At 61.4% G+C, this 12,768-nt stretch carries 13 protein-coding genes; 8 read left to right on the forward strand and 5 right to left on the reverse strand.

Going from position 1 to position 12,768, the window contains the following annotated elements; all coding sequences use genetic code 11:
• Positions 1 to 58 precede the first annotated feature (58 nt).
• Positions 59 to 1,123 (forward strand): tRNA epoxyqueuosine(34) reductase QueG, encoded by a 1,065-nt coding sequence (gene queG, locus AC3WN7_RS02195; RefSeq protein ID WP_095964693.1) that lies wholly within the window; start codon positions 59 to 61, stop codon positions 1,121 to 1,123.
• 24 nt (positions 1,124 to 1,147) lie between these two features.
• Here the strand turns inward: queG and AC3WN7_RS02200 are convergent, their stop codons facing one another.
• Both AC3WN7_RS02200 and orn read right to left on the reverse strand, forming a co-directional pair.
• Positions 1,148 to 1,759 carry a trimeric intracellular cation channel family protein gene (locus tag AC3WN7_RS02200; protein ID WP_007973246.1) on the reverse strand — a complete coding sequence of 204 codons (612 nt, stop codon included), beginning with the start codon at positions 1,757 to 1,759 and terminating at the stop codon, positions 1,148 to 1,150.
• A 96-nt stretch (positions 1,760 to 1,855) separates the two neighbouring features.
• Positions 1,856 to 2,398, reverse strand: a complete 543-nt coding sequence (orn, locus tag AC3WN7_RS02205) for an oligoribonuclease (RefSeq protein WP_008048058.1) — start codon at positions 2,396 to 2,398, stop codon at positions 1,856 to 1,858.
• 106 nt (positions 2,399 to 2,504) lie between these two features.
• Here orn and rsgA point away from each other — a divergent pair, with 106 nt between their 5' ends.
• From rsgA to AC3WN7_RS02225, 4 genes are all read left to right on the forward strand, one after another.
• Positions 2,505 to 3,536: a small ribosomal subunit biogenesis GTPase RsgA gene (gene rsgA, locus AC3WN7_RS02210; RefSeq protein ID WP_007978809.1), complete on the forward strand. Its 1,032-nt coding sequence runs from the start codon at positions 2,505 to 2,507 to the stop codon at positions 3,534 to 3,536.
• 198 nt (positions 3,537 to 3,734) lie between these two features.
• Entirely contained in the window at positions 3,735 to 4,142 is a 408-nt protein-coding gene (locus tag AC3WN7_RS02215; RefSeq protein ID WP_095964692.1) for a TIR domain-containing protein, read from the forward strand.
• Positions 4,143 to 4,144: 2 nt separating this feature from the next.
• Positions 4,145 to 5,104, forward strand: a complete 960-nt coding sequence (locus tag AC3WN7_RS02220; RefSeq protein ID WP_102673163.1) for a caspase family protein — start codon at positions 4,145 to 4,147, stop codon at positions 5,102 to 5,104.
• Positions 5,104 to 5,595, forward strand: a complete 492-nt coding sequence (locus AC3WN7_RS02225) for a toll/interleukin-1 receptor domain-containing protein (protein ID WP_095964690.1) — start codon at positions 5,104 to 5,106, stop codon at positions 5,593 to 5,595. Before AC3WN7_RS02220 ends, AC3WN7_RS02225 begins: the two co-directional genes overlap by 1 nt.
• 237 nt (positions 5,596 to 5,832) lie before the next feature.
• Here the strand turns inward: AC3WN7_RS02225 and motB are convergent, their stop codons facing one another.
• Positions 5,833 to 6,879 carry a flagellar motor protein MotB gene (motB, locus tag AC3WN7_RS02230; RefSeq protein WP_102673164.1) on the reverse strand — a complete coding sequence of 349 codons (1,047 nt, stop codon included), beginning with the start codon at positions 6,877 to 6,879 and terminating at the stop codon, positions 5,833 to 5,835.
• Between the two features lie 162 nt (positions 6,880 to 7,041).
• Positions 7,042 to 7,893 (reverse strand): flagellar motor stator protein MotA, encoded by an 852-nt coding sequence (gene motA / locus AC3WN7_RS02235; RefSeq protein ID WP_015093220.1) that lies wholly within the window; start codon positions 7,891 to 7,893, stop codon positions 7,042 to 7,044.
• A 167-nt stretch (positions 7,894 to 8,060) separates the two neighbouring features.
• Between motA and AC3WN7_RS02240 the strand changes: the two genes are divergently transcribed.
• From AC3WN7_RS02240 to asd, 3 genes are read left to right on the forward strand one after another with little or no spacing between them, the layout of a single operon-like run.
• A complete protein-coding gene (locus AC3WN7_RS02240) occupies positions 8,061 to 9,599 on the forward strand; it encodes an HDOD domain-containing protein (RefSeq protein ID WP_102673165.1) in 1,539 nt (512 codons plus the stop codon).
• Between the two features lie 42 nt (positions 9,600 to 9,641).
• A complete protein-coding gene (locus tag AC3WN7_RS02245; RefSeq protein WP_102673166.1) occupies positions 9,642 to 10,466 on the forward strand; it encodes a rhodanese-like domain-containing protein in 825 nt (274 codons plus the stop codon).
• Positions 10,467 to 10,475: 9 nt separating this feature from the next.
• Positions 10,476 to 11,336: an archaetidylserine decarboxylase gene (asd, locus tag AC3WN7_RS02250; RefSeq protein WP_008048034.1), complete on the forward strand. Its 861-nt coding sequence runs from the start codon at positions 10,476 to 10,478 to the stop codon at positions 11,334 to 11,336.
• A gap of 132 nt (positions 11,337 to 11,468) precedes the next feature.
• Here asd and serB read toward each other — a convergent pair whose 3' ends face one another.
• The gene (gene serB / locus AC3WN7_RS02255; RefSeq protein ID WP_102673167.1) at positions 11,469 to 12,683 is read right to left on the reverse strand and encodes a phosphoserine phosphatase SerB; all 1,215 of its coding nucleotides are present in this window, start codon (positions 12,681 to 12,683) and stop codon (positions 11,469 to 11,471) included.
• Positions 12,684 to 12,768 lie beyond the last annotated feature (85 nt).

The raw sequence follows: 12,768 nt of genomic DNA on the forward strand, positions 1-12,768 counted from the left end.
TTCGGGCTCCGATGTCTGGCAGAATTATACGCACCTCAGCTCCGGTTTCTCTCGCCTCATGCCTGCTATTACCACAGACCTGCCTGCCCTCGCCCAATCCATCAAGGACTGGGGCCGCGAGCTGGGCTTTCAACAAGTCGGCATCAGCGGCCTCGACCTGGGCGAGCACGAGCACCACCTGGAGCGCTGGCTCGCCGCCGGCTACCACGGCGAAATGGACTACATGGGCGCCCACGGCAGCAAACGCTCACACCCGGAGGAGCTGGTGCCCGGCACTTTGCGCGTGGTTTCGCTGCGCATGGACTACCTGGCGGGCGACACCCACATGGCGAAAATGCTCGCCCAGCCGGAAAAAGCCTACGTCTCGCGTTATGCCCTGGGTCGTGATTACCACAAATTGATCCGCAAGCGCGTACAACAACTGGCGGACAAGATTCAGGCAGAAATCGGCCCGTTTGGTTTCCGTGCCTTTGTCGACAGCGCACCAGTGCTGGAAAAAGCCATCGCCGAACAGGCCGGCCTGGGCTGGATTGGCAAAAACACCCTGGTGTTGAATCGCAAGGCAGGCAGTTATTTCTTCCTCGCCGAGCTGTTCGTTGACTTGCCGCTGCCGGTAGACCCACCCCACGCCACCGAACACTGCGGTCGGTGCAGTGCCTGCCTCGACATCTGTCCGACCCATGCTTTCGTCGGCCCTTATGTGCTGGATGCCCGGCGCTGCATTTCCTACCTGACCATCGAACTCAAAGGCGCGATCCCGCAAGACCTGCGGCCGCTGATCGGCAATCGGGTGTTCGGTTGCGATGATTGCCAGATTGTCTGCCCCTGGAACCGCTTCGCCCGCCCGTCCGGTGAAAGCGACTTCAAGCCGCGGCACAACCTGGATAACGCCGGACTGGCGGAACTGTTCATGTGGGATGAGGAGAAATTCCTGAGCAGCACCGAAGGCTCGCCGCTGCGTCGGACCGGTTACGAAAACTGGTTGCGCAACCTGGCGATAGGCCTGGGCAATGCGCCTTCGACGATCCCGGTGCTGGAGGCGTTGAAAGCGCGGCGCGAGCATCCGTCCGAACTGGTCCGCGAACACGTCGAGTGGGCCCTGAAACAACACGGCCTCGTGTAGGAGCTGCCGCAGGGGATCGGGGCTTCAAGCCTCGTCGTTGTAGACGAACTTGGGCATTTCCCAGTGGAAACGGATCGCCAACAAGCGCAACAGGAATCCGCCGAACAGGGTGATCAGAATCGCCTGCTCCCCAGGCAAGTTCAGGTACAGACAGAGCATGTAGCACCACGCCGCCGCAAACGAGACGCTGGCATACAGCTCACGCCGGAAGATCAGCGGAATATCGTTGCAGAAAATGTCCCGCAGGATGCCGCCAAATACTCCGGTGATCACGCCGCTGACCGACGCGACCAACATGCCATGGCCCATTTCCAGGGCGGTGATGCAGCCGATCAGGGTGAAGGCCACCAGCCCCATGGCATCGAGCACCAGAAACAGTGAGCGCAAATGCCGCATCCAGCGTGCCGTGAACACGGTAATCATCGCCGCAGCCGTGGTCAGCACCAGGTATTCCGGATGTTTGACCCACGTCAGCGGGTAATGCCCGAGTAGCACATCGCGCACCGAACCGCCCCCCAGTGCCGTGACGCAAGCGATCAGCACCACGCCAAACCAGTCCATGCCACGACGCCCGGCAGACAGGGCGCCGGTCATGGCTTCGGCGGTGATGGCGATCAGGTAGAGCATCAGCAACATGGTGGCGGTCCTTGCGAAAAGGCGCGCAGTCTACTCAATTCACCAAAGCCCACAACCCCCTGTAGGGGCTGCCGCAGCCCCTACAGGGGAGCCCGATCAGAATTTGATGAAGTGCTTGCGGTAGTGCTGCAACTCGGCAATGGATTCGCGGATGTCGTCCAGCGCCAGGTGGGTGCTGCCCTTCTTGAAGCTGTCACGCACGTCCGGTGCCCAGCGCGCCGCCAGCTCTTTGAGCGTGGACACGTCGAGGTTGCGGTAGTGGAAATAGCTTTCCAGGGATTTCATGTGGGTATAAAGGAAGCGACGGTCCTGGCAGATGCTGTTGCCGCAGATCGGCGATTTGCCCTTCGGCACCCACTGCTCCAGGAAGGCAATGGTTTCGGCTTCGGCTTCGGCCATGCTGATACGGCTATCGCGAACCCGCTGGGTCAGCCCGGAACCACCATGCTGACGGGTGTTCCACTCGTCCATGCCGGCGAGGATTTCGTCGCTGTGGTGAATGGCGATCACCGGGCCTTCGGCCAGGGTGTTCAGGTCACTGTCGGTGACGATGGTGGCCATTTCGATGATGACGTCGGTATCAGGGTTCAGACCGGTCATTTCCAGGTCGATCCAGATCAGGTTCTGCGGATTTTGCATGTTCGGCTCCTAAGCAATGCTGCGCAGTTTAGCCTAGGCCGGTGGCCGGGCGTGCTAAACTCGCGGCCGTTTTACCTAATCGCTGCATTCTTTATACGGAACACCCATGGCCAAACGCCAACTCAATCGCCGCCAAAACTGGCGCATCGAAAAGATTCAGGGCGAACGCGCTGCCCGCGCCGCCAAACGCGAGTCCTCGGCTGTCGAGGCACTTGAGGGCGGCGATCTGGGCCCGGAACAGCACGGTCTGGTGATCGCGCACTTCGGTGTGCAGGTCGAGGTCGAGGCCCGCGATGGCGAGCTCGCCGGCCAGGTGTTCCGTTGCCACCTGCGCGCGAACCTGCCGGCGCTGGTGACCGGCGATCAGGTGGTGTGGCGCGCCGGCAACCAGGGCATCGGTGTGATCGTGGCGCAACTGCCGCGCAACACCGAGCTGTGCCGCCCGGACAGCCGTGGTCAGCTCAAGCCGGTGGCGGCCAACGTCGACATGATCGTCATCGTGTTTGCACCGCTGCCCGAGCCCCACGCCAACCTGATCGACCGCTACCTGGTGGCGGCCGAACATGCGGGCATCAAGCCGCTGCTGCTGCTGAACAAATTCGACTTGATCGACGAAAACAACGCCCCTGCGCTGAATGCCTTGCTCGCCGTATACCGCACCCTCGGTTACCCGGTGCTGGAAGTGTCGGCGCATCACGGTAACGGTATGGAGCAGTTGCAGACGCAACTGGACGGACGCATCAGCGTGTTCGTCGGCCAGTCCGGTGTCGGCAAGTCGTCGCTGGTCAACAGCCTGCTGCCGGATGTCGAGACCCGCGTCGGCCCGCTGTCCGAGCTGTCCGGCCAGGGCACCCACACCACCACGACCGCGCGGTTGTTCCACTTCCCCGGCGGCGGCGAGTTGATCGACTCCCCGGGTATCCGCGAATTCGGCCTGGGCCACGTCAGCCGTGCCGACGTCGAAGCCGGCTTCATCGAGTTCAACGACCTGCTGGGCACCTGCCGCTTCCGCGACTGCAAGCATGACCGCGAACCCGGTTGCGCCCTGCTCAAGGCCCTTGAAGATGGCCGCGTGCAGCAGCAACGGATGAACAGCTACCGCTCGATCATCGCCAGCCTGCCGGAAAACGGCTACTAAACAGACGTGCCGACCGCCCGGCTTTACGCGGGGTGGTCGGCGGCTGGATCTTCCCCCGCCTAAACATCAGACCTTTCTGTAAGACGTGCGCACGCTCGCTTGTAGGGCATTTCTCTTTCCGCGCCGGCCTCTTGTCGCCGCCCTGCAATCGCCTAGTTTCAAACCCTCTTCGCACTCCAGCGACATCGAGGGACACCCATGCAAACCTACCATCTGTTCATCAGCCACTCGTGGAACTACTCCGACGCCCACGACAGTCTCGTGCGCCTGCTCAACGCCAAGCCCGGCTTCGCCTACAAGAATTTTTCGGTGCCACCGGACAACCCGATTGTCGGCGCGAAAACCGACAAACAACTTGAGGAGGCCATCGAAAACAAGATCCGTCCGTGTTCGGCGGTATTGATCATGGCCGGGATGTACTCCACCTACAGCAAGTGGATCAACAAGGAAATCGAGATCGCCAAGCGCATGGGCAAGGTGATCATTGCGATCAAACCGTTCGGCGCCGAGCGGATTTCCACGGTGGTACGTGAGGCGGCACATGCCGAGTGTGCCTGGAACACCAACAGCATCATCAGCGCCATTCGCCAGCACACGGCGGTGTAACCATGCGCAAGGGACTGTTTATCGGCATCAACGACTACACCCACGTTTCGCGGCTGAGCGGCTGCAGCAATGACGCCATGGCCATGGCTTCCGTGCTGAAGACTGACGCCAATGGCGATCCGAACTTCAAGAACATCGTGCTGACCTCCGCCGAGGACTACCTGAGCCGGGAAAAGCTCGAAGACCAGATCCGCGAACTGTTTTCCGGGGACTGCAATGTCGCGCTGCTGTATTTCGCCGGCCACGGCAGCTTCGACACCGACACCGACGAAGGCATGTTGATCCCGCAGGATTACAAGAGCGCCAAGGACGGGATTCGCCTCAGCGACATTCTCAACTGGGCGAGCAAGGCCACGAAGATCAAAAACAAAGTGATCATCCTCGATTGTTGCCAGAGCGGCTCGGCCGGCGAACTGCGCGCCTTGCGCAGCGAGGGCAGCGTGGTCGGCGAAGGCATGACCATTCTGACCGCCTGCAAAAAGGAAGAGCCGGCAATGGAGGGCGTGCAACATGGCGTGTTCACCGGACTATTGCTCCAGGCCCTGCATGGCGGAGCAGCGAACATCCTGGGCAAGATCACACCCGGCAGCCTCTATTCGTTTGTCGACAACGCCCTCGATGCCTGGGAACAGCGCCCGGTGTTCAAGACCAACGTCTCGCAGTTCATTTCCCTGCGCGAAGTGTCGCCGCTGATCCCCAAGGAAATCCTGCGCAAACTCCCCGAATGGTTTGCCGAAGCGGAGTCGGTGTACCCCCTCGCCCCCAGTTTTGAACCCACCGAGCCTGAATTCAACCCGGAGCACGGCGACGTCTTCGCCCAGTTGCAAAAGTGCAACCGTCACAGTCTGGTCGAACCGGTGGACGCCGAACACATGTACTACGCCGCCCTCCACTCCACCGGCTGCCGCCTCACCGCCCTCGGCGCCTATTACCGCGAACTCGCGATCAAGGGACATTTCTGATGCCAGTGTTTATCAGCTACCGCCACATGGACCGCGCCCACGCGGTCAAGATCAACGCGCGCCTGATCCAGGCCAACATCAAGACCTACCTCGATGTGCTGGATGCCGAATCCCAGACCACCGACGACATCACTGGGGTGATCACCCGCAACATCAGTGAATGCACGCACCTGCTGGCGGTGGTCTCGGAGAAAACCGCGCTGTCCTGGTGGGTGCCGTTCGAAATCGGCGAGGCGACCATCACCCACCGACGCATCTGCTCGTTCAAGACCGGCCCGACCGAGCTGCCGCTGTACCTGGACAAATGGCCGAAGCTGACCAGCGACCGGGACATCGAGTTCTTTATCGATGCCTATCGAAACGAAGCGACGCTCAAGCGCTCGATGTCACTGGAATCGGTGACCGGCAGCGAGTCGGTGCGCAGCGTCAACAGATCCAATGCGGATCGCTTTCACGCCGAGCTCAAGACCCGAATCATCCGTGGGTTCTGAGTCACTCTGCTCCCCGATCCGTCCTCTTGACCGGTCGGGGTTTCTCTCACCCATCATCTGTAGGAGCCAGCTTGCTGGCGATGGACTCCAGTACGCCGAGTGGATTCAGACAGCACGCGTTACCGTTGACGACCATCGCCAGCAAGCTGGCTCCTACAGGGGATCGTGCCCCTGGCGGCCTCCAAACCAGTGAAAGCCGCACAAAAAAGCCGACATCGCAGTCGGCTTTTTTGTCGGTCACTGCTTGGGCGGTTCAGCCGGTTTGGCTGGTTCACCCGTTTTCGGCGCCGGATCGTCAAACAGATTCAAACGCTCGCGCAGTTCGTGGGCCGGCAGCGGTTCCTTGTCCGCCGGCAATGCGTTCGGGTCGACCGGCACGGTCGGTGCTGCGCCTGGTGCAGCCGAACCTTGCGGCGCATCGGGAGCAGGCTCTGCGCCTTGCGAACCTTCGATCGCACGCTGGGCTTTCTTGGTCAGCACCACGATGTCGATACGGCGGTTGACCGGGTTGAACGGATGTTCGCGATCGAACAACGCCGACGAGGCATAACCGACCACGCGCGCCACCTGCGCTTCCGGATAGCTGCCCGCCACCAGCGCACGCCGTGCGGCGTTGGCACGGTTGGCCGAGAGTTCCCAGTTACCGAAATCACCGGTGCCGGTGTATGGCTTGGCATCGGTGTGGCCGCTGATGCTGATCTTGTTCGGCACCGCCTTGATGGTGTCGGCCATGGCCAGCAGGATGTCTTCGAAATACGGCTTCAAGCGAGCCGAGCCCGAGTCGAACATCGGGCGGTTTTCCGCGTCCATGATCTGGATGCGCAGGCCGTCCTGAGTGATTTCGAACAGGATCTGGTCCTTGAACTTCTGCATCTGCGGGTTTTCTTCGACCTTGTTCTGCAGTTCCTGCAGCAACAACTCGAGGCGCTCCTTTTCGACCTGCTCGGCCATGCCTTCGACCTGGTCAACATCGACGGTGACTTTGTCCGGCTGCGGCTGGGACTTCACCTCGGGGTTGAGGGTGTTTTCCGGCGCCATGGTCGGCGTGCCGCCCAGATCGATGATGTACGGCGTGCCGCTTTCGGAAAAGCCGATCGGGTCCTTGAAGTAACCGGCGATGGCGATCTTCTGTTCCGGCGTGGCAGTGGACAGCAGCCACAACACCAGGAAGAACGCCATCATCGCCGTGGCGAAGTCGGCGAAGGCGATTTTCCACGCGCCCCCGTGATGCCCGCCGGCGATGCGCTTGACGCGCTTGATGATTATCGGCTGATTATTTTCCATACAGAGTGCTCTGTCTCACAAATACTGTTCCTTTTTGACGGTGCCTGTTGTCGCCATACGGCGTTGCCGCTCCTCGCCATAGCGGGCTATGACTCGTCGCGGCGCCTTGTCTGGCAACAACAGTCACTCGCCAAAAAAGGAACGTATTTGCGAAACAGAGCACTATCGACCGCGAACCGCTTGTTCCAGCTCGGCGAAGCTTGGGCGGTGCGCCGGGTACAGGACCTTGCGTCCGAACTCTACGGCCAGCGATGGCGGCATGCCGGAAGCCGAAGCCACCAGCGAGGCCTTGATGGCTTCGTAGACGTTCAGCTCCTCCTTGGCATCGTGGGCCAGGGAGTGGGCCAGCGGGCCAAAGAAGCCATAGGCGGCGAGAATACCGAAGAAGGTACCGACCAGTGCCGCACCGACGTGCAGGCCGATGGACTTCTGGTCGCCCTCACCCAGCGAGGCCATGGTCACCACGATACCCAGTACCGCCGCGACGATACCGAAACCGGGCATGGCGTCGGCGATGCCGTTGACTGCGTGGGATGGGTGTTCCAGGTCTTCCTTGAGGCTGAACAGCTCCATGTCGAACAGGCCTTCCAGCTCGTGCGGGGCCATGTTGCCGGAGGACATGATGCGCAGGTAATCACAGATGAACGCGGTCATGCGTTCGTCCTTGAGGACCGTCGGGTACTTGGCGAAGATCGGGCTCGCGGCGGCATCTTCGATGTCGCCTTCGATGGCCATCATGCCTTCGCGGCGGCTCTTGTTGAGGATCTCGTAGATCAGGCCCAGCACTTCAAGGTAAAAGGCGTGGTTGAAACGCGAACTGAACATGCTCAGGGACTTCTTGAGCACGTGCATCGTCATGTAGCCGGGGTTGGCCTGCAAGAAGGCGCCTAGGGCCGCACCGCCGATGATCATGACCTCGAAAGGCTGGATCAGGGCGGCAATCTTGCCGTGGGAAAGCACGTATCCGCCGAGCACGCTCGCGAATACGACGATGATGCCGATAATTTTAGCCATAGGTTAGGAGAGCACTTACTGAGTCGGGTTCAAGGTCATATTCGGAAGTTAAAAAATCTCTTCTTCTACTTATCGGCAAAACTGCGCCAGACTATAGCCAGTTCAGGCGAAAAGCTAATTTGACCCCTTCCGGGCACAGGTATTGTTGACGATGATCGCCTCCCACCATGGTTAACGAAACGAACGTTCCAACACCAAAACCGACGACGCTCGAAGGCTGGGTCAAGCTGCTCGATGGCGTGCGCCTGCCGGTTCCGCAAGCCAGCCACGACCGGGTCTGCAAGGCCATCCGCGACAATCGCAGCTCGCTGCGCGATATCGCCGACCTCATGCAAGGCAGCCCCGCCCTGGCCTTGAGCGTGATTCGCGAAGCCAACCGGCACACCCACGGCGGCATGGCCGAACCGGCGGAAAACCTCGAGATCGCGATCAATCGCCTCGGCTTGAAGCGCACCGAAGAGCTGCTCGCACGCCTGCCCGCCGAACCCCAGTTCGAAATCCCCAAAGCCTTGCGTCAGCTGCAGATGATCAGCCAGCACGCCACGCAACAGGCCAATGGTTTTTTTGCCAGTCGCCTGGCGCGCCTGTGGCAGGACATCCACTGGGGTAGCCTGCTGTTTCTTTCGCCCCTGTGGCCTTTGGCGCTGACCCATCCAAAACTGCTCGAAGACTGGGAACTGCGGGTCATCCATAAAGGTGAGTCGGCACGTAAAGTCGAAATGCAACTGTTTGGCGTACGCCTGCTGGACATCGGCCAGGCGCTGGTGGAGGTCTGGCGCTTGCCGATCTGGGTGCAGCAGGGCTATCGCCTGTTGCTCACCGAGCAGCGGGAGCTGGTGAAAGTCCTGCGCATCGCCCGTGACAGCGAGCACCCGTTGCGCCAGCAGAACCGCCTCGATGACGATCCGACCCTGCGCCGCTGGCTCAATCAACCGGCCAATACGGTGCTGCTGGCCAACGGTCTGGCGCTGTCGGTACAACACGCCTGGGACAGCCCGCACAGTGAACGCTGGCAGTACCTGACCAGCCTTTACCTGCAAATGCCAATGGATGAGGTGCAACAACAACTGCACCAGCAAGCCGCCAACAGCGCGCGCCATCACGCCATGCCCGACCTCTGGCACCCCGCCGAATCGCTGATCTGGCCGTGGGGCATGAACCGTATCCACGCCGGACTGCTGCCGGCCGCGGCCCCCACTGCCGAAGATCTGGCGAAATGGCGCAAGCAATGCGCCGAATTGCTGGCCGAGCCGAGTCGTTTCACCAATGCCATGCACCTGACCATCGCCGCCCGGGACGCCCTCGTGGCCTGCGGCATGCGTCGGGTGATGATCCTGATGGCCGACCGTACCCATGCCAACCTGCGCGTGCACCAGACGGCCGGACTGCCGAAGGAAACGGCCGGGCTGAACTTCGTGGTCAGCCAGAGCAACGTCTTGCAACGCCTGCTCGCGCAACAGGCGCAGGTCCGCCTGACGCCGGCCAACAACGCGCAATTCTCGGCACTGCTGCCCAACAGCCTGCGTTCGCAGTTCAGCGGCGAACACCTGCTGCTGCGCTCGCTGGTCAATAATGGCCGGGCGATCATGATCGTCGTGGCGGACCAGGGCGGTGGGCCGTTTTCGGAAATTTCCGTTCAGGCCTTCGGCAAAACCGCGCAGTGCATCGAAAAAGCCCTGCACAGCTTTAGCCACCGTGGCCAATAAGGCTGCGCTACAATCCTCCCTTTTGTGCTCTGGAGACCTCACATGTCTGACTTCTCTGGCTTGCCGCTGGTAATCGAGCCGAGCGACTTGCTCCCTCGCCTCGACGCCCGCGAACTGATTCTGGTGGACTTGACCAGTCCCGCCCGCTACGCCGAGGGACACATTCCCGGCGCGCGTTTTGTCGATCCGAAACGCACGCAGCTGGGGCAGGCACCCGCCCCGGGACTGATGCCCCCGCAGGCAGCGCTCGAAACGCTGTTTGGCGAGCTGGGACACAACCCCGATGCGGTCTACGTGGTGTATGACGACGAAGGCGGCGGTTGGGCCGGACGCTTTATCTGGCTGCTGGATGTCATCGGCCACAGCAAGTACCACTATGTCGACGGCGGCCTGACGGCCTGGCTGGCAGAAGGTTTGCCCATGTCGATCCAGATCCCGCCAACCGTGGGCGGCCCGGTTTCTCTGACCTTGCACGACGAACCCACCGCCACCCGCGAATACCTGCAAAGCCGGCTCGGTGCTGCCGACCTGGCCATCTGGGACGCACGCGGGCCGCTGGAGTATTCCGGCGAGAAAGTCCTGGCGGCCAAGGGCGGGCACATTCCCGGCGCGGTCAATTTCGAATGGACCGCCGGCATGGACCGCGCACGCCAGCTGCGCATCCGCACCGACATGCCGCAGATCCTCGAACAACTCGGGATCAGCAAAGACAAAGAAGTGATTACCCACTGCCAGACCCACCACCGTTCTGGCTTCACCTATCTGGTGGCCAAGGCTCTCGGTTATCCGCGGGTCAAGGGCTACGCCGGCTCTTGGGGCGAATGGGGCAACCATCCCGATACCCCGGTAGAAATTCAAGATTTTTAAGGACTGTTAATGAACAAGCGTCTGTTTCTCCTCGGCCAGTACCTGCTGCCCCACAACTTGCTCTCGCGACTGGCCGGCTGCATCGCCGAATGCCGCGTGCGCTGGTTCAAGAATGCCTTTACCGCCTGGTTCGCCAAGCGCTATCAGGTGGACATGTCCCAGGCGCTGGTCGAAGACCTGACTGCCTACGAGCACTTCAACGCGTTCTTCACCCGCGCACTGAAAGACGGTGCCCGTCCTCTGGACGAAACGCCGGGCGCGATCCTCAGCCCGGCCGACGGCGCGATCAGCCAGCTCGGCCCGATCGAGCACGGTCGCGTGTTCCAGGCCAAGGGCCACAGCTTCAGCGTGCTGGAACTGTTGGGTGGCGATGCGGCGAATGCTGCGCCGTTCATGGGCGGTGACTTCGCGACCATCTACCTGTCGCCGAAGGACTACCACCGCGTGCACATGCCGCTGGCCGGCACCCTGCGCGAAATGGTCTACATCCCGGGCCGTCTGTTCTCGGTCAACCAGACCACCGCTGAAAACGTTCCGGAACTGTTCGCCCGCAACGAGCGCGTGGCGTGCATTTTCGACACTGAGCGCGGGCCGATGGCCGTGGTGCTGGTGGGCGCGATGATCGTGGCTTCGATTGAAACCGTCTGGGCCGGCCTGGTCACGCCGCCGAAACGCGAGCTGAAAACCTTCCGCTACGACGAAGCCGCTCGCGCGCCGATCCACCTGGAAAAAGGTGCGGAACTGGGTCGCTTCAAGCTGGGTTCGACCGCCGTCGTGCTGTTCGGGCCGGATCAGGTGAAGTGGGCTGAGGAAATGACTGCCGGTACAGCAGTGCAGATGGGTCAGGGCATGGGTTCGCCAAAGGCCTGATAGACAACCGCCATTCACTGTAGGAGCGAGCCCGCTCGCGATGAACCTGAGAACGACGCGGGTATTCAGAAAGCCCGCGTCATCGTTGGCGACCATCGCGAGCAAGCTCGCTCCTACAGGTGTTTTGCGGTGTTACAGTTGGCCGTCGCGATCGCGGAAGCCCAGCAGGTACAGCACGCCATCCAGGCCCAGCGTCGAAATGGCCTGCTTGGCCGACTGTTTGACCAGCGGCTTGGCGCGGAACGCTACGCCCAACCCGGCAATCGCCAGCATCGGCAAGTCATTGGCACCGTCGCCGACCGCAATGGTCTGCTCCAGGCGCAAGCCTTCCTTGTGTGCCAGTTCCCTCAGCAAATCCGCCTTGCGCTGCGCATCGACAATCGGCTCGACCGCCACGCCGGTGACTTTGCCGTCGACCACTTCCAGTTCGTTGGCAAACACATAGTCGATTCCCAGCTTGGCCTGCAGTTGCTTGGCGAAGTAGGTGAAGCCACCCGACAGGATCGCGGTCTTGTAGCCCAGGCGCTTGAGTTCGGCGAACAGGGTTTCCGCGCCTTCGGTCAGGCGCAACGAAGCACCGATGGAATCCAGCACATTGACGTCCAGACCTTTGAGCAAGGCCAGGCGCTCCTTGAAGCTGGCGCGAAAATCCAGCTCGCCGGCCATTGCCCGCTCGGTGATTTCCGAAACCTTGTCACCCACGCCAGCCGCCTTGGCCAGTTCGTCGATCACTTCGGCTTCGATCAGGGTCGAGTCCATGTCGAATACCGCCAGACGACGGTTGCGACGGAACAGCGAATCTTCCTGAAAGGCGATGTCGACGTTCAATTCCTGAGCGACGCTGAGGAATTCGGCCCGCAGCGCCTGCGGATCAGCCGCCTCGCCACGCACGGAAAACTCGATGCAGCCCTTGCCCTTGTCGGCCGGAGTGTCCAGCGGCATGCGCCCGGACAGACGATCGATGTGGTCAATGTTCAGGCCATATTTGGCGGTGATCGAACTCACGGCCTGCAACTGCCCGGCTGTCACCTTGCGGGTCAGCAGGGTCACGATGTGGCGCTTTTTGCCCTGGTTGCCGACCCACTGCTGGTAATCCTGCTCGGACACCGGCGTGAAACGCACCTGTTGATCGAGCTCGTAGCCCTTGAACAGGATGTCCTTGAGCACGGACTTGCCTTGCTCGGTGTCGGGAATTTCAACCAGGATGCCGAACGACAAGGTGTCGTGGATCACCGCCTGACCGATGTCGAGAATGTTCACACCACCCTGGGCCAGAACGCCGGTAATGGCCGCAGTCAGACCCGGACGGTCGACTCCCGTGATGTTTATCAGGACGATTTCGCGCAAGGCGCACCCCCGCAGGTGGAAAAAAACCGCATTCTACCCACTTTCAGTGACCATCGGGCACCGTGAGCGCTTTGACGGTCTAGGG

It is taken from the genome of Pseudomonas sp. FW305-70, from assembly GCF_058783925.1.